Source organism: Candidatus Zixiibacteriota bacterium (assembly GCA_036480375.1).
GTDB lineage: Bacteria > Zixibacteria > MSB-5A5 > GN15 > JAAZOE01 > JAZGGI01.
This window is the reverse complement of the sequence record JAZGGI010000029.1, coordinates 38,247-61,904: the sequence shown is the minus strand read 5'-3', so window position 1 is coordinate 61,904 and position 23,658 is coordinate 38,247. Positions and strand designations below refer to the sequence as shown.

At 43.8% G+C, this 23,658-nt stretch carries 23 protein-coding genes and 1 riboswitch; of the genes, 20 read left to right on the top strand and 3 right to left on the bottom strand.

The genetic code is table 11. From position 1 onward, the window contains the following. Positions 1 to 13: 13 nt before the first annotated feature. Both purE and purD read right to left on the bottom strand, forming a co-directional pair. Positions 14 to 463 (bottom strand): 5-(carboxyamino)imidazole ribonucleotide mutase, encoded by a 450-nt coding sequence (gene purE, locus V3V99_09775; protein ID MEE9442942.1) that lies wholly within the window; start codon positions 461 to 463, stop codon positions 14 to 16. Between the two features lie 7 nt (positions 464 to 470). Next, positions 471 to 1,736, bottom strand: coding sequence for a phosphoribosylamine--glycine ligase (gene purD, locus V3V99_09770; GenBank protein MEE9442941.1), 1,266 nt, complete (start codon positions 1,734 to 1,736; stop codon positions 471 to 473). A gap of 297 nt (positions 1,737 to 2,033) precedes the next feature. Between purD and V3V99_09765 the strand changes: the two genes are divergently transcribed. The 14 genes from V3V99_09765 to V3V99_09700 all read left to right on the top strand — a co-directional run bounded on the left by V3V99_09765 (position 2,034) and on the right by V3V99_09700 (position 16,183). Continuing rightward, complete coding sequence (locus V3V99_09765) at positions 2,034 to 2,966, top strand: hypothetical protein (GenBank protein ID MEE9442940.1); 933 nt, start codon at positions 2,034 to 2,036, stop codon at positions 2,964 to 2,966. A gap of 1 nt (position 2,967) precedes the next feature. Further along, positions 2,968 to 4,434 (top strand): DUF4384 domain-containing protein, encoded by a 1,467-nt coding sequence (locus V3V99_09760; protein ID MEE9442939.1) that lies wholly within the window; start codon positions 2,968 to 2,970, stop codon positions 4,432 to 4,434. Positions 4,435 to 4,490: 56 nt separating this feature from the next. After that, positions 4,491 to 4,790 (top strand): hypothetical protein, encoded by a 300-nt coding sequence (locus V3V99_09755; GenBank protein MEE9442938.1) that lies wholly within the window; start codon positions 4,491 to 4,493, stop codon positions 4,788 to 4,790. 140 nt (positions 4,791 to 4,930) lie between these two features. Next, entirely contained in the window at positions 4,931 to 5,965 is a 1,035-nt protein-coding gene (hrcA, locus tag V3V99_09750; GenBank protein MEE9442937.1) for a heat-inducible transcriptional repressor HrcA, read from the top strand. Positions 5,966 to 5,988: 23 nt separating this feature from the next. Further along, positions 5,989 to 6,621, top strand: a complete 633-nt coding sequence (grpE, locus tag V3V99_09745; GenBank protein ID MEE9442936.1) for a nucleotide exchange factor GrpE — start codon at positions 5,989 to 5,991, stop codon at positions 6,619 to 6,621. 20 nt (positions 6,622 to 6,641) lie between these two features. Then, a complete protein-coding gene (gene dnaK, locus V3V99_09740) occupies positions 6,642 to 8,579 on the top strand; it encodes a molecular chaperone DnaK (GenBank protein MEE9442935.1) in 1,938 nt (645 codons plus the stop codon). Positions 8,580 to 8,596: 17 nt separating this feature from the next. Continuing rightward, positions 8,597 to 9,754, top strand: coding sequence for a molecular chaperone DnaJ (gene dnaJ, locus V3V99_09735; GenBank protein ID MEE9442934.1), 1,158 nt, complete (start codon positions 8,597 to 8,599; stop codon positions 9,752 to 9,754). A 10-nt stretch (positions 9,755 to 9,764) separates the two neighbouring features. Beyond that, positions 9,765 to 10,634 (top strand): 50S ribosomal protein L11 methyltransferase, encoded by an 870-nt coding sequence (locus tag V3V99_09730; GenBank protein ID MEE9442933.1) that lies wholly within the window; start codon positions 9,765 to 9,767, stop codon positions 10,632 to 10,634. After that, a complete protein-coding gene (locus tag V3V99_09725; protein ID MEE9442932.1) occupies positions 10,634 to 11,374 on the top strand; it encodes an RsmE family RNA methyltransferase in 741 nt (246 codons plus the stop codon). The genes V3V99_09730 and V3V99_09725 overlap by 1 nt, the downstream gene beginning before the upstream one ends. A 24-nt stretch (positions 11,375 to 11,398) precedes the next feature. Further along, positions 11,399 to 12,184 (top strand): A24 family peptidase, encoded by a 786-nt coding sequence (locus V3V99_09720; protein ID MEE9442931.1) that lies wholly within the window; start codon positions 11,399 to 11,401, stop codon positions 12,182 to 12,184. Positions 12,185 to 12,265: 81 nt separating this feature from the next. Next, positions 12,266 to 14,122: an ATP-binding protein gene (locus V3V99_09715; protein MEE9442930.1), complete on the top strand. Its 1,857-nt coding sequence runs from the start codon at positions 12,266 to 12,268 to the stop codon at positions 14,120 to 14,122. A gap of 65 nt (positions 14,123 to 14,187) precedes the next feature. After that, a complete protein-coding gene (efp, locus tag V3V99_09710; GenBank protein ID MEE9442929.1) occupies positions 14,188 to 14,748 on the top strand; it encodes an elongation factor P in 561 nt (186 codons plus the stop codon). Then, the gene (rnhC, locus tag V3V99_09705) at positions 14,748 to 15,392 is read left to right on the top strand and encodes a ribonuclease HIII (protein MEE9442928.1); all 645 of its coding nucleotides are present in this window, start codon (positions 14,748 to 14,750) and stop codon (positions 15,390 to 15,392) included. The genes efp and rnhC overlap by 1 nt, the downstream gene beginning before the upstream one ends. Beyond that, a complete protein-coding gene (locus tag V3V99_09700; protein ID MEE9442927.1) occupies positions 15,389 to 16,183 on the top strand; it encodes a hypothetical protein in 795 nt (264 codons plus the stop codon). The genes rnhC and V3V99_09700 overlap by 4 nt, the downstream gene beginning before the upstream one ends. Before the next feature lie 39 nt (positions 16,184 to 16,222). Here V3V99_09700 and V3V99_09695 read toward each other — a convergent pair whose 3' ends face one another. After that, positions 16,223 to 16,957, bottom strand: coding sequence for a hypothetical protein (locus V3V99_09695; protein MEE9442926.1), 735 nt, complete (start codon positions 16,955 to 16,957; stop codon positions 16,223 to 16,225). A 261-nt stretch (positions 16,958 to 17,218) separates the two neighbouring features. Here V3V99_09695 and V3V99_09690 point away from each other — a divergent pair, with 261 nt between their 5' ends. From V3V99_09690 to nusB, 6 genes are all read left to right on the top strand, one after another. Next, a complete protein-coding gene (locus V3V99_09690; protein MEE9442925.1) occupies positions 17,219 to 19,327 on the top strand; it encodes a GAF domain-containing protein in 2,109 nt (702 codons plus the stop codon). 121 nt (positions 19,328 to 19,448) lie between these two features. Beyond that, positions 19,449 to 19,576: riboswitch (FMN riboswitch) on the top strand. An 84-nt stretch (positions 19,577 to 19,660) separates the two neighbouring features. Next, positions 19,661 to 20,746 carry a bifunctional diaminohydroxyphosphoribosylaminopyrimidine deaminase/5-amino-6-(5-phosphoribosylamino)uracil reductase RibD gene (gene ribD / locus V3V99_09685; GenBank protein ID MEE9442924.1) on the top strand — a complete coding sequence of 362 codons (1,086 nt, stop codon included), beginning with the start codon at positions 19,661 to 19,663 and terminating at the stop codon, positions 20,744 to 20,746. A gap of 1 nt (position 20,747) precedes the next feature. Then, positions 20,748 to 21,386 carry a riboflavin synthase gene (locus V3V99_09680; protein MEE9442923.1) on the top strand — a complete coding sequence of 213 codons (639 nt, stop codon included), beginning with the start codon at positions 20,748 to 20,750 and terminating at the stop codon, positions 21,384 to 21,386. Positions 21,387 to 21,400: 14 nt separating this feature from the next. Next, positions 21,401 to 22,606 carry a bifunctional 3,4-dihydroxy-2-butanone-4-phosphate synthase/GTP cyclohydrolase II gene (locus V3V99_09675; protein ID MEE9442922.1) on the top strand — a complete coding sequence of 402 codons (1,206 nt, stop codon included), beginning with the start codon at positions 21,401 to 21,403 and terminating at the stop codon, positions 22,604 to 22,606. A 10-nt stretch (positions 22,607 to 22,616) separates the two neighbouring features. Further along, positions 22,617 to 23,093 (top strand): 6,7-dimethyl-8-ribityllumazine synthase, encoded by a 477-nt coding sequence (ribE, locus tag V3V99_09670; GenBank protein ID MEE9442921.1) that lies wholly within the window; start codon positions 22,617 to 22,619, stop codon positions 23,091 to 23,093. Beyond that, the gene (nusB, locus tag V3V99_09665; GenBank protein MEE9442920.1) at positions 23,090 to 23,497 is read left to right on the top strand and encodes a transcription antitermination factor NusB; all 408 of its coding nucleotides are present in this window, start codon (positions 23,090 to 23,092) and stop codon (positions 23,495 to 23,497) included. The genes ribE and nusB overlap by 4 nt, the downstream gene beginning before the upstream one ends. The last annotated feature ends 161 nt before the right edge of the window (positions 23,498 to 23,658 follow it).

Sequence of the window (23,658 nt, the reverse complement as noted above, 5' to 3'; positions counted from 1 at the left end):
TATCCCAAAAATATCAAAGAGATTGTCGGTAATCAAGATGTTTTGCGGCAATTTTCTCGTCCAAAAGTCCCAATATTCGAGCCGCCAAAACAGCGCTGTTTTTGGCTCCCGCCTTTCCAATCGCGACCGTCGCGACCGGTATTCCCGGAGGCATTTGGATCATTGATAAGGCCGAATCCATACCTCCCAAAGATGCCGCCACGGGAACCCCGATTACCGGAAGGTTGGTATTGGCCGCAACGACACCTGGAAGATGCGCAGCCATACCGGCCATACATATTACCACTTTGAATCCTTCATCAGTCGCTCCACGGGCCAATTCGACGGTTTTATCGGGATGCCGATGGGCCGAGGAGATTTCAAGTCTATAACCGATTGACAATTTCTCCAGCATACCAATAGCGGCGTCGGCTATATCCTGATCCGATTTGGAACCAATAATTATCAGTACATCTTTGTTCATTTTTTGTTTATTTCCTTGCCTGGTACGCAATATCACTACGATAATGCATGCCTTCAAAATGAATATTATCAATAGTGTTGTATGCGGCCTTTACGGCCGAATCTATTGTCTTGTCGACAGCCGTTACTCCAATCACCCGTCCTCCGGTTGTGAACCAGTTCTTGCCTTCTTTTTGAGTCGCCGCATGGAAAAGATAAGCGTGATTTTCACGGTAGGTTCTGATACCGGTGATTTTGCGGTTCACTTCGGCTTTTCCGGGATACCCTTCAGATGCCAGAACAACACAAACGGCGGCACCTTCTTTCCAAACCGGTTCAATGATACCAAGATTTTCATCAACAATGGCAATAAATATATCGGCCAGGTCTGTAAGCAAGAGCGGCAAAACAGCCTGTGTCTCAGGATCACCAAAACGACAGTTGAACTCGATGACTTTGGGGCCGTAAGATGTAATCATCAAACCGGCGTATAAGATGCCTTTGTATCGGCGACCTTCTTTTTCAAGCCCGTACACAACCGGTTCAAGTATTTGCTCTTTGATGGTTTTCATCATTTGACCGTCAACTATTTTAGTCGGACAGTAGGCGCCCATTCCGCCGGTATTCGGGCCCTGATCACCGTCGTTAACTTGCTTATGATCCTGAGAAGAGATCATAGGCAAAATTGTTTTACCGTCGGTAAAAGCCATAACGGTAACTTCCGGACCGGTAAGACAGTCTTCGATAATGACTTTGGCCCCGGCCTCGCCAAAGATTTTCTGTCCCATCATTTTCTCAACAATTTCTTCTGCTTCCGAAGCGTTATTGGCTTTAATAGCTCCTTTCCCGGCGGCCAAACCTGATGCCTTAATAAATACCGGATACGCAGCGGTTTTAACAAAAGTCAGCGCTTCCGCTTTATCATCAAAAATCCTAAAGCTGGCCGTGGGGATATGGTATTTACGCATAAATTCTTTGGCAAATGCCTTGGATCCTTCAATCTCGGCAGCCTTTTTTGAAGGTCCGAATATGCGGAGACCTTTACTTTCAAAATGATCGACAATTCCAAGAGTGAGCGGCAATTCCGGGCCGACTACGGTCAGGTCAATTTTATTTTCCTGAACAAAATTAGCAATCGTGGAAATGTCATCGGCCTTGATTTTGACACATTCGGCCATAAGGCCAATTCCGGCATTGCCTGGGGCGGCATATATTTTCCGCACCAGCGGCGAGAATTTTAATTTCCATACAAGAGCGTGCTCACGCCCTCCCGATCCGATGACCAAAATTTTCATATATTTCCCTTACTTTGAAAGTCTATTATATACAATAATCTACGGCTAAATCAAGAGCTTTCTGTCTGTCAAAAATATAAGGGTCCGCCAAGGCGAATAATAGCGATATTTAATAGGTAATGAAAAAGTGCATCCAGAAGAGACAACGCACAAAAAAAGTGCGAATATCGCCTATGCCGCATAGGGCGCATATTTAACGGTGGACGTATGTTATTGTATAGCAAACACATGAATCGTTTAAAGAAATGTGGCACGCTCTTTGCAATAACTTTGTTGAATAAAAAACTGGAGGTAGAAATGAAATCACTAATACTAACAATTCTGGCCCTGTCAGCCTTTCTCATAGTAGCCTGTGATAACGATACTGAATATATTACGGAAGTAGTTTATGTCGGTGAAGAAGGTCCTCCACCGGTACCTCAGGGTGTTTATTCCGTAACCGGTGATGGAGAAATCCTACTCTACTGGCTTCCGATCGATGATGTCGCCGGTGATTTTGATGCTTATGTTATTTATCGTTCGGATACCGATCCTGATACCGGGTATATTGAAATAGGCGAGACCATAAATGAGTATTTTGTCGATGACAATGTTGTCAACGGTAATACTTATTTCTACGCCATATCGTCGGTGGATGAAGACGGTTATTTGTCGGATTTATCGTATGAGTATGTCTTTGATACGCCCCGACCCGAAGGAATCAATCGTACCGTATTTGATTTCAATACCATGCCATTATATTCCGGATGGGATTTCTCGGCTGAGGTAACTGTGCCATACTCCAGCCTCGAGGCCGATATCTATCTTGAATATTACGCTGACCATGGAGTTTTTTATATAAATGTCGCGGATGAATACACAGATATTCAGGATATGGGATATACGGAAAACTTAGATGAGATCGGCTACGCTCCCGATGATGGCTGGTCATATTTAGGCTGGTCGGAAGTCATCCTTGACCATACGTATATCATCTGGACAGGCGATAATCATTTTGCGAAATTGCGGGTCACGGCTATCAATGATGATAATGTATTATTTGACTGGGCGTTTCAGGTTGATACAGGCAATCCGGAGTTGAAGCCATTGACGACCAAACCGGAACGACCGCGGCCGGATAACTATTTGCGTACACCTGAAAAGAACAATAAATTTATGGATGTGAATAAGATTGCCCTCACAGGTAATAAGACAATGAGTCTTGATATCTCCCGAAAGGAGGGAATTTAAGATGAAAAAGTTCACGATAATTTCAATTATAACGGCCTTCATGTTAATGCCGTTATCTGCCATGTCGCAGACGCTGGTCAAGGAATATCATAACGGCCCAAATAAGCAACCACTTGAAATTGACGTCTGGGTCGATAACGAGGACGGCATATATTACAAGAGCGAAGAGATAACGATCTTTTTCCAGGCCGACCGCGATTGTTTTGCCGCGATTTACAGCGTCGATACGAGAGGCGATGTCAATCTTCTCTTCCCGGAAAATCCCAGGGATGATGGATTCATTGAAGGCGGCGAACTTTACTCGATTCCGGGAGGTTATTCCGATTATAGCCTGATTGTGTCGGGGCCGGAAGGAATCGAACATATACAAGCCGTGGCTTCAGTGGAAAAGATCGAAATGCCGCGCTGGTACGACGGAGCCAATATTACACTGGGGGCATACGAAGATCCTGAAGATTTTATTGAGGAAATTAACGAAAGGTATTTCAAATGCCGCCGGGATGATTGTCTCCGGGCTTATGATCACACCTCGATTTATGTTAAGACTTCTCAATATTACTATCAGCCGGTTTATGTGCCGACGCATTGGTACGATGATCCCTACTATTCGATGATATACATCGATTATCCTTATGGCGGGGAAATATATGTGGATGGCATCTTTATCGGAATCGCTCCGTTATGGGTACCGAGAATCGTTGTTGGGTGGCATTGGTTCACGATCTATGATCGCTTTGGATATTGCTGGGAGCATCATATGAACGTGCATAACAATACGACGATTTACTTTGATCGAACCGTTGTCAAAACGAGTCGCAGCAAGGTCAGCCGCTATAAAGATGTCCGCACTCAGTCGCGGAAATACCGGAAATCTGATTACGTTCTTTCAGAGAAGAGACTTAAAACAACACGAACCGAATCAACTCGGATCAAAACCGACAAGTTCTCGCGTCCGGGGACCGGGACCAAGCTTGAAAAAGGCACCAGTAAACGTACAACCGGATCGGCCAAATCGAAGGCACGTATCGATTCACGGAAGACGACCAAGAGTACTAAAAAGACAGGTAATCGCTGGGATAGCTGGAATACCAGAAAATCTGATTCAAGGAAAACAGACAAATCTCGGAGAAGTAATACTGTCCGCTCAACCAAACGGGAAACGAGTAAAAGCCCTGGCAAAACCGGAAGTTCAAAATCATCCAAAGTGATAAAGAAGAGCGGCGGCTCAAAAAAATCAACCGCCCCGGCTATCAGGAAAAGCGGCTCACCGAAATCGATCAAATCAAGACCGACACAGCGCTCAACCCCGGCCAAGAAAAAAGGTGGGGGCTCTTCGAGCGTGAAGTCCTCCTCAAAATCCTCCGGTAGCCATAAAAGCTCCGGAGGTTCAAAAAGCGGTTCTGTCAAGTCGAGCAAATCCCCAAAATCATCATCGTCATCTAAAAGAGGAGGTTATAAAAAACGTTAAGACAAGGGATTATTTTTATGGCATTTGCCGATGAATAGCATATATTGAATGATATCATGAAGAAAGTTTTCAAAATATTTGTAGTTTTCTGGCTGGTACTCTTTTTGGCAGGTGGCGCCGCGGCCATCGATAAGTCCAAAAAGAAAGAAAATCCAAAACCGGATACCAAAAAGGTCGAAAAGCAAAAGCAGGCTACCAACAAGGATCAATCTCCCAGCCAGAAGAAAAAATATGATAATTTTATAGATAACAATAACAACGGAATCGACGATCGAGCGGAAAAAAACAAAACAACGACAACAAAAAAAGAGAAATCCAAAAAAACCGTAAAGAAAGATAAGCCGCCAACCCAATAAATCACTTCATTTCGTCGGGAACTTCTTAATCCTTACTCAGTTAAATAATGGTTGACAAATAGTGAATTTATATATTTTTTGTCACTCGCTAAGGGAGAGTGCCAATTTGACGCTATCCCATTGAATGATTGGATATTATCATGGCGTTTGAGAATCTTTCCGCTCGTGAAAAAGAGGTACTGGCATGCTTGGTTTCTCATTACGTGGAATCGGCTGATCCGGTAGGCTCGCGCGTCATTGCCAATAAATTCAAACTGGGCATATCACCGGCGACGATCCGTAATACAATGCAGGACCTCGAGGAATTGGGATTGGTTATTCAGCCTCATACCTCTGCGGGGCGGGTTCCGACCGATACCGGTTATCGCCTGTACGTAGACATGTTACTTGGCCGGGAAATGCTAACCGAATCCGAGAAAAAGGCGATTGATGATCGCTTAAGCCCCGGATTTGGTGGAATTGATTCAATCCTTGAGCAAACGTCAAGAGTACTGGCAAACCTGTCCAATCAGATAGGTGTGACCGTTTCACCTAAGCTGGATAATTCAATCTTATCCCGAATTGAATTGATCCATATGGCCGAGGGGAAGGTTTTGGTGGTGTTGGCTTTTCGTTCGGGGTTGGCCAGAACGATTCTTCTTGAGATTGAAGCATCCATAGGAAATGACGAATTATCGATGATGTCGCAAGTATTAAATGAGAAATTATCGGGATTGACGCTTGGTGAAATAAGAAACACAATCCAGGAAAGATTGTCAGGATCTGATGGTAATCCACGTTTGTTAAGAATTTTTCTTGATGAGGACTCAGAAATTTGGGATAGTGTATCGATCAATCAATTGCATGTTGGCGGTACTGAGAATCTTTTGAGTAAACCGGAATTCGCCAACCGTGAAAAATTACAGGATTTGATTAGATTGCTGGAAACTCCGGCAGAGCTAATTCAGGATTTAAATGCTGAATCTGATTCGGACGGCGGTATAATTATCACAATCGGCGCGGAAAACAAGGCTAAGGAGATTCAATCCTGTTCGGTTGTATCGGCTTCGTATAAGGCCGGTTCCACATCGGGTACGATTGGAGTGATCGGACCGACACGGATGCCTTATGGTAAGCTGGTTTCATTGGTAAAATACGCTGCCGGCCAGCTGAGTAAAGCCTTTAAAAGCGATTAGAACAAGTTTATGGTATCTGGACTATGGGAAAGAATAAAGACAATACTGAAAATGAAGTAAAAGACGAAAAGCCGGAGATCGACGAATCCGGAGTTTCTGGCCATGAAGTTGAAATAAAAAAAGAATCTGATGACTCGTCAGAGGCTTCCGGTGAAGAGGAAATAAAAATACCTGCTGAGCAAGAAGTGCAACCACCGGAATCGGAATCAGAAAGGTACATTCGGCTGGCCGCCGAATTTGACAATTATAAAAAACGCACGGCTCGCGAGTTTGGAAATTTAATAAGGACAGCCAATGCTCGCTTGCTGCGATCATTGGTAGAGATTGCGGATAATTTCGAACGGGCTCTTGATAAGAATAACAGCAATGACAATGTTGATGCATATATACAGGGCATCGAACTGATTTATAATCAAATCACCGAACTTCTGAGTAAGGAAAATGTTAAGCCGATCGAGGCGGTTGGCAGGGCTTTTGATCCTAATTTACATGAAGCGATGATGCAGCAGGAATCCGATGAATACGAAGAAGGTATAGTCATTCAGGAGATTCAAAAAGGGTATCAGATTGATGAAAAGGTTTTGCGGCATGCTGGCGTTATCGTAAGCTCGGGTTCCAAAACGAAAAATGACAAAGAAGAGAATTCCGAAAAATAAATATACGGAGGATTTGATAGATGGGTAAAGTTATAGGGATTGATTTGGGGACGACCAATTCATGCGTCGCGGTTCTCGAAGGCGGCTCACCGGTTGTTATTCCCAATGCCGAAGGTGGGCGAACGACTCCATCGATTGTCGCCTTTACCAAGGACGGTGAGAAACTTGTGAGCTCATCCGCGAAAAGACAGGCCATTACCAACCCTGAGAATACGATTTTTTCAATAAAAAGATTTATGGGCCGCCAGCATAATGAGGTTAGTACGGAAGAGAAAATCGTACCTTATAAGGTAGTCGCCGATGACGGTGGAGATGTCCGAATTTCGGTAGAAGGTAAAAGCTATGCTCCGCCCGAAATTTCAGCGATGATCCTGCAAAATCTTAAGAAAACCGCGGAAGAATATCTTGGCGGCGAGGTAACCCAGGCGGTCATCACCGTACCGGCTTATTTCAATGACAGTCAGCGTCAGGCCACCAAAGATGCCGGTCGTATCGCCGGTCTGGAAGTTTTGCGCATAATCAATGAGCCGACAGCCGCTTCATTGGCATATGGTCTCGATAAGAAAGAAAATAAAAAAATCGCCGTTTATGATTTGGGCGGCGGCACGTTTGATATATCGATTCTGGAATTAGGCGAGGGCGTTTTTGAGGTACGTTCAACCAATGGCGATGGGCATCTTGGTGGAGATGATTTCGACCAGAAGATTATTGACTGGATGGCGGATGAATTCAAAAAGTCAAACGGGATCGACCTGCGCCAGGATCGCATGGCTTTGCAGCGCCTGAAGGAAGCAGGTGAAAAAGCCAAAGTTGAGCTCTCATCTACAATGCAGACCAATATAAATTTGCCGTTTATCACCGCCGATCAAGCGGGACCCAAGCATCTTGACTTAACTTTAACGCGGGCCAAATTTGAGGCGTTGTGCGACGATTTGATTGAACGGACAATTAAGCCCTGCCGTAAGGCTCTTGATGACGGCAAAGTCGCCCCGTCTGATATTGATGAAGTCATACTTGTCGGCGGGATGACTCGAATGCCGAAGGTTCAGGAAACGGTTAAAATGTTATTCGGTCGCGATCCCAATCGATCTGTAAATCCGGATGAAGTGGTCGCGGTGGGCGCCGCGATTCAGGGGGGAGTGCTGGCCGGTGATTTAAAAGACGTCGTTTTGCTCGATGTGACACCGCTATCGCTGGGGATTGAAACTCTGGGCGGTGTTATGACGAGATTAATCGAACGCAATACCACTATCCCGACCCGGAAATCCCAGATATTTTCGACCGCTTCGGATAATCAACCGGCGGTTTCAATTCATGTTATGCAGGGTGAGCGCGAGATGGCAATTGATAACCGGACTTTGGGGCGATTCGATTTGGTCGGAATCCCTCCGGCGCATCGCGGCATTCCGCAAATAGAAGTGACTTTTGATATTGACGCCAATGGTATCGTTCACGTTTCGGCCAAAGACCTCGGAACAGGAAAAGAGCAAAAAATAAAAATCGAATCATCTTCGGGATTATCCGAAGAAGAAATCGAAAAGATGGTCAAAGACGCGGATGCCAATGTCGAGGCCGATAAAGCTAAGAAAGATTTGATACAGGCCCGCAACGAAGCCGACCAATTGATTTATACGTCCGAAAAAACCCTCAAGGAATACGGCGATAAAATCAGTGAAGAAGAAAAGAAAGCCATTGAAGAAGGTATTGAGAAAGTAAAATCCACGCTTACTTCAGAAGAAGCTCAAGCGATTAAATCCGCATGCGAGGAGTTGATGCAGGCTTCGCATAAACTGGCTGCCGAAGTGTATAAGCAAGCCGGTGCTCAGGCGGGCGAACAGGCCGCAGGTCAACCTGGCCCTGAAACGACAGAAGCCGGAACCACTCAGGACGCGGCTGGCGCTCAAGACGGCGCTGTTGACGCTGATTTTGAAGTCGTTGATGATGACGAAAAAAAGTGATTTAGCTTAAGGCACGGATGGAGAAAAGAGATTACTACGAAATCCTGGGCGTTGATCGTTCAGCTTCCGAAGATGATATAAAAAGGGCGTATCGCAAATTGGCGATGAAATATCACCCGGATCGAAATCCGGGCGATGCTCAGGCCGAGGCTAATTTCAAAGAAGCGACCGAAGCTTACGAAGTTTTGAAAGACTCCCCAAAGCGCCAGACCTATGATCAATTCGGACATGCCGGATTGGGGCAGGGCACCGGGTTTGGCGGAGGCGGATTTGGTTTCGAGGGCTTTGATCTATCCGATGCCTTGCGGGCTTTCATGCGTGATTTCGGAGGGTTTGGCGGGTTTGATGATATTTTCGGAGGGAGCGGCCGAAGGCAAAGGGTTAACAATCGCGGCCGCGATCAACAGATTCGGATAATGTTGTCTCTGGAAGAAATCGCCACCGGCATCAAGAAAAAAATCAGAGTAAAACAAAGAGTGTCGTGTCCTGAATGCTCGGGGTATGGCAGTGCACCCGGCAGCGGTAAGAAAACCTGTCCGCAATGTAAAGGCAGTGGCCAGATTCGGCGCGTAACAAGATCGCTATTCGGCCAGATGGTCAATGTCACTACCTGTGATGTATGCCGCGGGGTCGGCCAGGTAATTTCGACACCCTGTCCGGTATGTCGTGGTGAAGGACGAGTGCAGGATAATATAACGGTAAGTGTCGATATCCCGGCCGGGGTGGCTGGCGGTAATTATATCCCCATTGAAGGCAAAGGCGAGGCCGGTTTGCAGGGAGGGCCACCGGGAGATTTAATTGTCGTTATCGAAGAAAAGGATCATGATATTTTTACGCGGCAGGATAATCATATAATCTGCCAGCAATCAATTTCGTTTTTATCGGCGGCATTGGGAGATACAATTGAAATTCCGACTCTCGATGGAATGACCCGGCTCAATATTCCGGCCGGCACTCAGACCGGCAAAGTTTTCAGACTCAGGGGTAAGGGTATCCCATTTTTACGGCGTAACAGTCGAGGGGATCAGTTAGTGCAGGTTCAGGTTTGGACGCCTAAAAAACTCAACTCGGAAGAGAAAAAGATTCTGGAAAAGTTAATGCGCTCGCAATCATTCCAACCGCCCAAATCGACTAAGTCATTTTTCTCGAAACTGAGAGATTCGCTCGGTGTGTAGGTGATTGTCTATGGCGGAAGACGATTTATATTTTGAGATTTCCGTCCCAGTTTTACATTCTGATGTTGACGCTGTTTCCAATTATATTATAGAGAATATCGCCAGCGGAATTCTTCTTGAGGATGAAGACGACAATTTACAGACTATTATAAAATTCTATCCTTCAAATGGCATTGACATAAATTCCAAATTGGAATGGCTTCGAAAATACCTTCGCGCGATAAACCCCGAATATGAAAAGATAGAAACGTCTCGAAAATCAATTAAGAGCCTCGATTGGATTGAATCGTACCGGGCTTCGGTTACGCCTATATTCGCGGGAAATTCAATAGTTATAATCCCGCCATGGGATGATGAAGATTACCAGGACAAAACAACGATTATTATCGAGCCTAAGATGGCATTCGGCACCGGTCGACACGAAACGACTCGGAGCTGTTTGGCCGTTATGGAAAAGATTGATTTTAATCATAAAGTGGTTTTGGATTTGGGGTGTGGTTCGGGAATTTTGGGCGTTTATGCCGCCAAAAAAGGAGCGTCAAAAGTTCAAGGATATGATATAGATACTCTGGCGGTAGATAATAGCCTTGAGAATTTTGAGATCAATCACGTATGTGATAAATGCAAGGCTGAATTGGGATCGATAGAAAATATCACGGATGAAAAATATGACGTGGGTATTGTCAATATTATAAAGGCCGTTATTCTTCCAATTATGCCTCGTCTCAAGGAGATTATTTGCCTGGGAGGATACTTGATTCTGTCGGGATTATTGATAAATGACAGGACCGCTATTGAGAACGCATTAAGTGAGCATAACCTTGTCGATTGCGAAATTCATCTTGACGGTGAATGGATTACTTATAAGATTCAGATGTGATGCATACGTTTATTTATAAAGCGGCTAACAAATGCGATGATATAATTTTTCTGATCGGAGCAGAAGCGCGTCATGTTGCTACTGTTTTGAGATTGTCTGAAGGCGAGATTGTACGTTTGATTGATGGTCAGGGTGATACGGAGATTTGTGAAATCGCAGAAATTTCAACGGGGCGAGTTGAATGCCGAATAATTAAGAAAGTAAGAAATAGTGGCGAAGCTTCTTTATCAGTAACATTGGCGGCAGGGTTGTCGCAAGCCTCCAAATTTGATTCTATAATCGAAAAAGGTACCGAGGTTGGTGTGCGGAATTTCGTGCCGTTGTTAACCGATAAGGGAAAAGTAAAGATCGATAAGCCGGGCACACTGACTCGAAAAATGAATCGCTGGCAACGAGTCTGCGAAGCGGCCGTGAAACAAACGGGACGATCAATAATACCTCACATAAATGAGCCTATATCGTTAGAGGAATATTTGGGTAAGACTGATTCTCAGTCAACAATCTTGTTTCATCCCGAGGGTACTCAATTGAACGCAACGGATATATTTTCTAACTTTCGGGGCAAAGCGTTAACAATCATAACGGGTCCTGAATCGGGATTTTCGCCCAATGAAATTGACATGGTGATCAAGAAAGGCTGTGCCGTTTACAGTCTGGGGGAGAGGGTTTTAAGAGCTGAGACGGCCGGTATCGTATTTTCAGCCCTGGCCATTTATTTATTTGAATCGGTGAAAGCTTAAATAAATACTTCCGATACTGTCTATATGGATAAACAGTTGTATATATATTTATTCCTGACATTGATAGGGCTTTCAATCGGTTCGTTTATGAATGTCCTGATTTATCGTCTTCCGAGAAAAATACCCTTGATATTTTCTCGTTCATCATGCCCCAATTGCCGCATGCCAATACCTTTTTATTGCAATATTCCGGTGCTTTCTTATTTGATATTATTGGGCCATTGTAAAATATGCCGCCATCCGATTTCACCCAGGTATCCGTTTGTGGAAATATTAAACGCCGCCGCCTATATTCTGTTCTATTATCTATATGGATGGTCACTGCAGTTGCCGGTCCATTGCTTTCTGGTGTCATCTTTGATTGCAATATTCTTCATTGATCTTGAGTTTCAGATAATTCCCGATGCCATTACGATTCCTGGAATGATTATTGGATTGGCCAGCGCGATTTTTGTTACTCCTCCCGGAATAATAAACTCCGTTATCGGGTTTTTTGTCGGCGGACTGTCGCTTTTGGCGATTGCCTATTTGGGCGAATGGTTATTCAAGAAAGAATCGATGGGAGGCGGGGACATAAAAATGGCCGCGATGCTGGGGGCCTTCGTAGGGTGGCAGAAAATTATTCTCATATTTTTCGGTGGAGCCGTAATCGGTATGTTAGTTTCCATTATCTGGATGCCATTATCGAAGAAAGTCCGGCATGAGCGGGTAATTCCATTCGGACCGTTCCTTGCGCTGGCGGCGTTTATTATTGTCGTTTACGGTGATCAAATACTGAAGTATTATATAGAGAACTTCCTTACCGCTTAAAGCACCATAATGCAATAAAATCAATAATTCGGATATTACTTCATTCTCAACGAAAACCATCTTTATGCCGAAGTATAAAATATGCGTACCCTGATAAATCGATATGAGACTGAAATCAGAATGGGGTTACTCATCATCGTAGTTCTCCTTCTGCTTCTTAATATCAGTACCACGTATTTGTTTTACCAGGCCAAGCGTCGGGCAATTTCCGAAATAGACGAAAATCTCGCGTCCGCTCTGGATTATGGCGCGGCAATGATCGGGAAAAACAAAAAGGGTATATTATTACCCGAGCAAGAGGAATATCTGAAAAGGAATTTTGGGCTGCTGGGGGCGCATTTGCATATCATGGATTCCCTTGAGGCTTTTAATAAAGTTCCCGGCAATTTAAGTAAATTAGACAAAGCATTCCCCTCCATTGAAGCCGAGGACTGGAAACGATTATGGCAAGGGGAGATGAAATTCCATCGTGGCAGAATCGCCGGAATAAGATATGGTCTTGCCGTTAATCGTCTTTCTAACGGGAAGGTTATTCTTTTAGCCTTGCAGGCCGATTCCCGAGTCGTCGATGACATCGGTCAGGCATCGCGATATGCTATTTATCCGGCCATTATAATTCTAATCCTGCTGGTACCTCTGACAATAATCTTACCCCGCTTGATTTTGCGGCCATTTAAGCAAATGCGTAAGACGGCGGAGGAAGCCGGGCATCTCAAGTCGATTTCCGATGATGATGATGATGTAACGCAGGTAATAAATTCCTATAAAGATAGCATTAGACAATTAAAAGAGAATGAGATTGAACTAAAACGCTTATATGAGGAAAGCTCAAATAAAGCCGATCGACTGGAAAGGCTGAATAAATATATTCTAAAATCCATTGGCTCAGGTATTATAAACGTCGATTTGACCGGTAAAATTATGGGCTATAATCACGCCGCGGTTGAGATTTTATGTTATGAAGAAAGTTCGGTGCTTGGAAGGCATTATCTGACCGCTTTCTCCGACGAACCGGAAATAAATCGTATTATTGAAGCAGGACTGGAACGAGGTGAAACTGTCTGCCGGAGAGAGCTGGAATTGTTCCGTCAGGGCAATATGCGGGTATGGTTGGGTATTGAAAGTTCTCAAATTTTCGATGACCGGAACCGGGCTATGGGCATCACCCTATTGATTACGGATTTAACCGAAGTAAAACAACTTCAATCGGAATTGGAGATAAATAGACAAATGGCCGCCCTGGGAGAAATGACGGCGGGACTTGCGCATCAACTCCGTAATTCGCTGGCGGCAATCTCAGGATTTTCCCAACTTCTCAAGAAAAAAACCAAGGGAGAATCATCAATGTCCGAAATTGCCGATTCGATTCGGTCGGAATCGGCCGCCTCGGAACAAATGGTTCGCAGATTTCTTGATTTTTCCCGACCGCTGTCTTTATCGCCGGATCAGATAGATCTTGGGGAATTAATAGATGACATTGCCCAAAAATTTATGCTAATTGGACAAGAACGAAATATATCGATTATCATAACCCTGCCGATCGAACAAATTGGAATAATTGGAGATTCCCTGCTACTGAAAGAAGCGTTCTCAAATGTAATTGATAATTCGATTCAGGAAATAGATCACGACGGCAGAATTGAGATTTCGGCAAAAGTCCATGCCATGAATGAAGTAATTATTTCCATAATCGATAACGGCCCAGGAATTGATAAAGAAATGATGAATAAATTATTCACGCCATTTGTCTCTTCGAAGCCTTCCGGTACGGGATTGGGCCTTGCCTTAACGAGAAAAATAATAAATCTACATGAAGGCAGCATTGGCTTTGACGGCACATATCAATCCGGAGCTCGCTGCGAAATTCGCCTTCCCCTATCAGTCGCCACGGATACAAATAATCGAATTTTTGATTCTCGCGACATCAAAAATGTGTAGCGAACTGCCGTATTTTTATTATATTTGCCCCGTCAAAAATATAGCGAAGTAAATTTGGAGGTACAATGATAACAGCTGGTGATTTTCGCAAAGGTATGAGAGTTCTTATTAATGGAGAACCGTATATAATCGTGGATTTTTCGATCGCCAAGATGGGGCGTGGGCGCCCTCATACCAAGGCCAAAATGAAACACCTGATTACCGGTTCAGTTTTTGAAAAATCCTATTTGTCTAATGAAACTTTTGAGCTGCCGGATCTGGAAAATAGAAAAATGCAATATTTATATAACGATAACGACGGCTATCATTTCATGGATTCACGCACCTTTGAGCAAAGCGCTTTATCCGATGAGAATCTGGGTGATACCAGATTTTATTTGATGGAAAATCATGAGTACTCCATTTTGTTTTTTGAAGGTCGGCCGATATCGCTCGATATGCCGGCTTCGGTAATTCTTGAGGTTGTCGATGCAGAACCGGCGGTCAAGGGAGATACAGTATCAAATATTCAAAAAGGCGCTACCCTGGAATCAGGTCTTAAAATAAAAGTTCCTCTATTCGTTAAACCGGGCGATAAGATTAAGGTAGATACGCGCACCGGGCAGTATATTGAGCGGGCTAATTAGTGGACGATTATAACGGACCCATAATCGGCGTCGATGAATCGGGGAAAGGCGATTTTTTTGGCCCGCTGGTGATTGCCGCGGTTTGCCTTAAACCGGATCAAAATCAAAAATTGATTGAATTGGGAGTTAAAGACTCCAAAAAAATCTCAGATAAGAAAATTCAGCGTCTGGCCGAAGAAATTAAAACTCAATGTGATTTTGATGTTATTGTCATAAATCCCCTGAAATATAATCAGCTGTATCAAAAGATAAAAAATCTGAATAAATTATTGGGTTGGGGGCATGCTCGAGCTATAGAGAATATATTGGCAAAAACATCCGCAAACAGAGCAATCTCCGATAAATTCGGAAAGGAAAGATTTATCAGGGATAATTTGCAGGAAAAGGGGAAACAGATTGAATTGATTCAGATGGTCAGGGGCGAGGCTCATCCGGCCGTTGCGGCAGCATCGATTGTGGCTCGATCTGAATTTGTACGGCGCATGGATTATTTGTCAAAAGAAGTGGGACTAAAACTTCCTCTGGGCGCTTCATCGATTGTAGACAATGCCGGAAAAGAATTAGTAAAAAAAGAGGGACGCGGCGTTTTGGATAAGACAGCCAAGACGCATTTCAAGAATTATAAAAAGATATTTACCGGATGAAATTGCTGCATGAAATATTAAATGATCAAACCTCCGGGGCATCCGCTCTGTATAAGAAAACACTATATCTTCTTCAATCTGAATCAAAATACCGCTCGCCGGATAAAGCTCTCAAGGTAATTTATAAGATAAAAACTCAATTCCCCGAAATGGCTGTGTTTGAATATCTGTTTCAGTCTCTCAACCGAGTAAATAAAGAGGATCTCACTTCGCGGCTGCGGTTATTAATGTTGGAATGCTCTACCGAATTGGAATTCATAAATGATAACTTGAAGAGATTGTGGCGTAAAAAACGAAGAGTCATAACTTTTTCAAATTCATCTATAGTTGAGCATATCCTTTGTAAAAGCCAAAATAAAGTTGAGTCGGTTCTGTTATCCCAGGCTTCTCCGAGGAATGAAGGAATAATTCTCGGTAAAAAGTTAAACAAAGCGGGATTAAAGGTTGAAATATGCACCGACGCCGCCTTAGCAAATTTGATTAGAAAATCTGATTATGTATTTCTTGGCGCCGATTGTGTAACAAGGAAATACTTCGTTAACAAGACGGGAACCTATCCGTTACTTTTGGCCGCGAAGGCAAAAGGCGCCAAATCATTCATTCTTTGTGAAAAATTCAAATTTGTTCCATCATATAAGTTCGCTCCAAGACCGCAAAAGACCTCAGAAATAGCAAAAGCCTTGAGCGAGAAATTGAAGGTTCAGAATTACTATTTCGAGAAAATTCCCTTATTTCTCGTGGATTATTTAGTTTCGAGATCGGGAATGAAAAAAATAACCGGGAGACAATAGGCTCCCGGCCAAGTTATAACATGGGGATGGCGACAAGTTTTAATATTCTACTTTTTGGTAATCCGTAATTATGCTTAAAATTTTATTAGTATTGCTGCTCAAAGCATCTGAAACACTTTCATATTTTACAAGACCAATCCCGGCGGCATACCAGAAGTGGGCATAAGAATTTTCGCCGGTTGGCCATTCCACCTTCAAACAATTACCGTAGGATGTCCCGTCAAGAGTTGCTATGGTTTCTTTGCCAACAATGGTCATCATCGTATATTCAGAGCCGAGGGTTTTATTAAATTCACCGTACTCATCGGGAGGATCATCGCCCCCATCACCCCAATCATAACCGGAATCATTGTTGTCGGATGAGTTACTCTCTTCGATACGACTCCAGCTATGACCAATTACGAACGGAGCTTCCAGAATTTTTTCCCCTGACTGATTGGTCGAAAAGGATTCATAAATCGCGTTGTCTTTGGAATACATATAACTGTACCACAACTCATTGGTAGTGCTATTGACGTGTCTGATAGTATATCCGGGATTACCATTTATCGATATAGGTTCAGTCACTTCAACGCTATAATACTCGGTAGATGGTTCAACGGTCGCATAATTGATTCGCCAACCTTGTTCCAAAGGCACGTAGACCGTGGCTGGCGCATTTTCAGAAACGGATGATGTTGAACTGACAAATGAATTATCGGAACAGCCGACAAGCCAGATCGATAGTGCAACAATTGCGATTAATGTCATCCGGAATAGTTTTCTCAAAAACATATAACCTCCCCTCATAGTCGGGTCAGTGGTTTTTCTTCTTTGCCGTGAGAATTGCAAAGTTGGTGCCAGAACAGGAGAGAAATATAAGATATTGTGTTTTAAGAGGATCGAGAGATCGATTTACCGCCGGCGAGTTTTTAATTCAATTCAAATATTGGGATTAACCCACAGATTGTGGATACAAAGCCCCATGGCTTAAATAAAAATGCGAGTTGCCGATAATAGAAAAGGAGACAAAGGCTTAAAAAGGTGGAGGCGGCAATGCCACAATTGTATTATGATATGCTCTATTTCGCGACGTTTGTAATTGTATTTTGGGCGATAGTTCGTGCGGGCGGAGGAGCATTCAAGGCTACCCCCGGGGCATTTTCAAAAATAGTTATGGGATTATCTTTTCTTACCGGATTTTCAATTATTCAGCTACTGGGAAATCAAGGCTTGATGAGCGGATTACCCTTTATGAATGATCCCTTGATTAGGCAAATGATAGAAGCGGCCTTAATAGTTATCGGACTAATTACTCTTCTTACCGGAGTGGGAACATGGTTGCCGTCATGGACGCGATCAAAAACCCCCAGGTCCAAATATCAAAAACGATATTATTGTCTCAAAATGATCAATCAGATTTTGACTAAGAAACTTGATTTTGATACGGCAATGGATCAAATTACAAGCTTCTTATCGGTCTATCTTGAAATACCCAAATGCGCCGCCTTTAAGTACTCCAATCGTAACGAAACTTTATACCTTGCAAGCGCCTGTGGCTTTGAATCGAGAAAACCGGAAGTGTTTCGTGAGATTACTTTGTCTCAGACCGAATTAAAAAATACGCTTTATAAATCGCGGGTTATTATAAATGTCGGAAATCATCCGGTATTTAGTCATGGCCGTGAACCGAGCATTTTAATACCTATTCATAATCAGGGACAGATATACGGCGCCATTTTGTGCTGGATGGGCGACAAGCCTAAGATTGACGATGATTTTATGGATTTCCTTTCTTCGATTAGTGAAGTGACCGGAACTTTTACGGCCAATCTGATTAAAACTACCGGCGTCAAGATTATGAGAAAACATCAAAAAACTAATCAGGAAATCGCCTCGCTATGCAATCAAGTTTCATCGGCTCAACAATTGATGCATCCCTTTTATAGGACCTTAAAGAAAAACCTGGGTGTCGAATATATGTCGCTGGCCGATCTTGATAATTCGGGTGAAAATATGATGCGCTATACAATTGGTGCGAGTGGTCGTATGCTTTTGGAAAAGGGCGTCAGTTTATCGACTAAGGGTACTGAGATAGAAGCAATATTCAAAAATTGTGCTCCGATTCTATCTCCCCAGGTTACTCCGGAAATGAAGTTGGCGGGCGACGATGGATTATTTATTTCTTCCCGCATGGAATCGAAATTGGCATGCCCGATAAAATCAGGAAATAAAGTCCTGGCCGTTATGGTCCTGGGTAATTCTCATCCCGGTTATTTCAAACAAATGCATCTGAATCAGGTTATGAATCTGACGGATTTGATATCTCCCGTATTACAGCGTGAGCGGCTCAGCCGGAAACTGGAAACGCTGGATGACCAGGTGGTACGTTTGCAATTGATGGAAAGAAAATTACAGGGCGAAGTCGATATCGATGAGTTTTTTGAAAATGCCTGCGAATTATTAACCAAGCGAATGAAATGTACCATGGCTAGAATTTCTTTGGTGGATGAGGATAAAAAGACCTTAATTAGCCATGCCCATCGAACCGTCAGAGAAACTGGAATTTCATTGAATGATAAATCAATCATTCCTTTAAGTCTTTTACCGTGGCACAAGATGGCTATAGATGCCGAAAAACCGATGATGATAAATCAGGAAGATGCCGAATCACGAATGCAACCCCAGGAATCTACTCAAACTCTAATGCCGAATATTAAATCGGCGATGCTGGTACCGATAACTCTTAATAACAAGGTGCGGGGTATCATATCCATCGGTGAAGTGCGTAATTGGAATCGGCGGTCATTCAATACCGGCGATATGTTGATTGTGCGCGATGTCGCCGCCAAGTGCTCAACCGCGTTGAAAATCAATAAACTGGAATCGGGGCCTAAACATTCTATTATGGAACCGGTTTTCGAGGAAAGCTATGCATCGGCTAACCGAGAATTTCTAACAAAAATAAAAAGTCCGATTACGTCGATTATGGGTGCCGTTGAACTGCTGCAAAACCATACCGATACTGAAGACGAAAAAGCAATTCGGTATCAGATTATGATTATGAAATCAGCCGATCGATTGAAAGAATTGACCGATTGGGACGCTGTTTCTTCTTTTGTTCATGATAGTGAGGAAATCGAACCGGAGCAGGTCATCGGATAAAAATTATTCAATATTGTTATATTCGCTACTTATCGGAGAATGTGGAAAGCCCATATTATCCGATAAAATTTATCTCTTTTTATTCTATTGACAAAATTCAAAGATCGTATATATTCCATGCAAATATCTTCGGGGTGAGGCGAAATTCCTCGACCGGCGGTGACAGCCCGTGAGCGGAGTTCAAAAGAAGTCTGCTGAGCCGGTGAAATTCCGGCGCCGACGGTATAGTCCGGATGGGAGAAGATAATACTAAACGGCTTAATATATAGCTGTTTTAGAAATTAAGGGTATATATCAGACGCTCCCTATCCCCGATATGATGGGGATTTTTTTATGGCCGATGACAGGTTATATAGGGACATGATGCGCCGGGCAATTCGGTTGGCCCGATGGGCGCAGGGTTATACCTCCCCAAATCCTGCCGTCGGAGCGGTACTCTTTAATGATGACGGCATTATCTCAAAAGGATACCATAAGAAAGCAGGCCTGGCGCACGCCGAAATTGTGGCGATTGAAAAAGCCGGAGAAAAAGCCAGAGGCGCGTCAATCGCTGTTAGTCTCGAACCCTGCTGTCATACCGGTCGAACCGGTCCCTGTACGCAAGCCATAGTAAAAGCCGGCATTAAACGAGTCATTTACGCTGTCAAAGATCCCAATTGCAAAGTCAATGGAGGGGGAAGAGAATATCTGCAGGAGCACGGGATAGAAGTCATTTCTGATGTTTGCCGAGAAGAAGCCTACAAACTCAATGAAGAATATTTCCACTTTCATAAAACCGGACGACCCTTTGTTGTATTAAAAATGGCTCAGACTTTGGATGGAAGAATTGCGACCGCAACAGGCGAATCACAATGGATATCAGGCATTAAGGTACGGACTTTCGCGCATCAATTAAGAGCTCGTTATGACGCTGTAGCGGTGGGCTCGGGAACGGTAAGAGCCGATAATCCCTCGCTAACGGTGAGGCACGTCAGGGGAAAAAACCCTTACCGGATAATCCTGACTGTTTCAGGTCAGCTTCCCGCAAATCTTAATCTGTTTATCAATAATAATGATAACAAAACGGTGGTAGCGGCCCCCGCGAATATCCTAAAAACGATCGATTTTTCACATGTGACCACCTGGTCAATCCGCAAATTAAAAAGCGGCTTGGATATTAAAGGCTTGTTAAATAAAGCAGGAAAAGCAGGATTGATGTCTATTTTATTTGAAGGCGGGTCGCAGATAGCGACAGAGTTATTTAATAAGCGGCTCGTGAATAAGTTTTATCTCAGTTGTTCGCCTATTTTGATTGGCGAAGGAATTGAATCAATCGGCGCTCTCGGAATAAAAGAAATTTCCGGCAGCATAAAATTCAAAGACAGTTCTTTCAGGAAAATGGGAACGGATATCCTTTTCAGCGGTTATCCGGTGTGGTAATATGTTTACAGGATTAATTGAAAGCGCAGGCATCATAAAAAATATTTCCTCGCGCGGGAATTATCGGGTGATAACCATTTCGCCTGAGCCATTATTTGAAAATATTGAAATCGGCGAATCGATGGCTGTTTCCGGGCCATGTTTGACTGTGACAGCGTTTGATAAGAATTCCTTTACGGTTGAAGCCTCGCAGGAGACAATTAAACTAACGACAATAAAAAACCTCGGAGTGAGCGACCGCGTGAATCTTGAACAGGCTCTCCGCTCCGACGGAAGATTGGGCGGTCATTTTGTCTCGGGCCATATTGATTGTACCCTGAGAATTATTGATATTTCAAAGGTGGGCGAAAGCCGGCAGATTACCGTTGAGCTCGCCGATAAGTATGCGCCCTATGTAATCGATAAGGGATCAATATGCCTTGATGGTGTCAGCCTGACCGTGACACGCTTGGATAAGAAAAGTTTTTTGGTAAATCTTATCCCGGAAACGCAAAAGCGTACGACTTTATTTAACAATAGAATCGGGGATGAACTAAATATCGAATTTGATTTAATCGGCAAGTATATCCTGCGTCATTTAGACAGGATATCTAATTCCGAGAAATTGTCGGTTGAGTCTATGCGAAAAATGGGTTATTAGAATAGAGGTGCAACATGGCAAAATTTTGTACAGTCGAAGAAGCGATTGAAGATATAAAATCCGGTAAAATGGTCATCGTTGTTGATGATGAAAATCGTGAAAACGAAGGCGATTTTATCATGGCAGCCGAGATGGCCACACCAGAAGCCATTAATTTTATCAGTAAGCATGGGCGCGGCCTCATTTGCGCGCCCCTGACGCGCGAGAGGCTGGGGCAGCTTGACCTTGAGGCGATGGTGCAGCGTAATACCGCATTACATGGCACTCGATTTACCGTCTCGGTTGATGCCGTTAACGGCACGACTACTGGAATATCCGCCTATGACCGGGCGACGACTATTAAGACGTTGGTTAATAAGGATGCCAAACCGGAAGATTTTGGCAGACCCGGTCATATATTTCCATTGCAGGCTTTGGACGGCGGCGTTCTGGCTCGGGCGGGACACACTGAAGCCTCAGTGGATTTGGCTCGTCTGGCCGGATTCGCTCCGGCGGGTGTCTTGTGCGAAATCATCGACGATGACGGAAATATGGCTCGGGTTCCGCGTTTGTTGAAAATGGCCGACGAATTTGATCTAAAGATTACTACTGTGCAGGATTTAATTGAATATCGAAGACATAATGAAAAACTCATAACTAATGTGCTTGAGGCCAAACTGCCGACCTGCTGGGGAGAGTTTCGACTGCATCTCTATAGGAGTGAGATTGATGATCATCATCATTTGGCCCTTGCCAAAGGCGATGTGGCGGGCAAAAAAGACGTTTTGGTAAGGGTGCATTCGCAATGTTTGACGGGCGATGTTTTCGGTTCTTCCCGGTGCGACTGCGGCGATCAATTGGCTTTTGCTATGCAGATGATTGAAAAAGAAGGAATGGGTGTCCTTCTGTACATGCGCCAGGAGGGGAGGGGTATTGGATTGGTAAATAAGCTTAAGGCGTATGTTCTTCAGGAAAAAGGTCGCGATACCGTTCAGGCAAACGAGGAGCTTGGCTTTAAGGCCGACCTGAGGGATTATGGAATCGGAGCTCAGATTCTAAAAGATATGGGACTTTCGACCATTCGCATTATAACCAATAACCCCCGTAAGCTGATTGGGTTGCAGGGGCACGGTCTCGAAATAACCGACCGGGTTCCGGTTCTTTGCAAGCCGAATGAGCACAATAAATTTTATTTGGAAACGAAACGCGATAAGCTGGGACACTTATTATCATTATTGTAAGGAGGATAAAATGCCGGCAAAAACATATATTGGGCAATTAAGCGGTAAGGGGCAAAAGCATGCCATCGTAGTTAGCCGCTTCAACGAACTGTTGACTTCAAAACTTCTGGAAGGCGCTCTGGATTGTCTGTCTCGTCATGGAGTCGCCGAAAAAGATATAAGCGTTATTTGGGTACCGGGGTCATTTGAAATTCCGTACGCCGCGCAGAAAGCGGCCTTAGCCAAAAAGTATGATGCTGTTTTGTGTTTGGGCGCTCTCATCAGGGGCGATACTCCGCATTTTGATTATATAGCGGCCGAGGCGTCAAAAGGAATCGCGAACATTGCATTGCAGACGAAATTGCCGGTAATTTTCGGTATCGTTATGGCTGATACTCTTGATCAGGCGATAGAACGGGCCGGTACAAAGGCTGGCAATAAGGGTTGGGATGCGGCTCTATCGGCAATTGAAATGGTTGATCTTTACAGGCAGATTGATAAAGCATGACGAAAAGACGACAAGCGCGGGAATTTGTTCTCAAGGTATTGTATGCGTACGAAATTTTTAACCGTGACGTAAATGAGATAATCGAGGAAGTCCAAAAGGAAAGCTCAATTCCTGCGGGGCAGATTTCGTTTATTCACTTTTATGTCGGGGAGACTATAAAAAATCTGAATTCCCTCGACAAGGAAATCGAGCGACTGGCCGAGAATTGGAAACTGGACAGGATTGCCGTAATCGATCGCATAATTTTGCGGATGGGATTATGCGAGCTTCATTTCATGCCCGATATACCGGAAAAAGTTGCTATTAATGAAGCCGTTGATTTGGCCAAAAAGTATAGCACTTCTGATTCCAGTTCTTTTGTCAATGGGATTCTGGACGCGGCCTTAACTGAAATAAAACAGTGATCTAAAAATCCTAAGCAATTGTTAGTAAGGAGCATAAGCGGGTGGTATTACGAAAGCCCGCTTTTTTTATGGCTGGACATAGAGAATTTTTGTGTTATATTTATTGCCTTCAAAGTATAATAAACTAAACGTTTATGGGTAATTTTGAATTGGAGAGAACA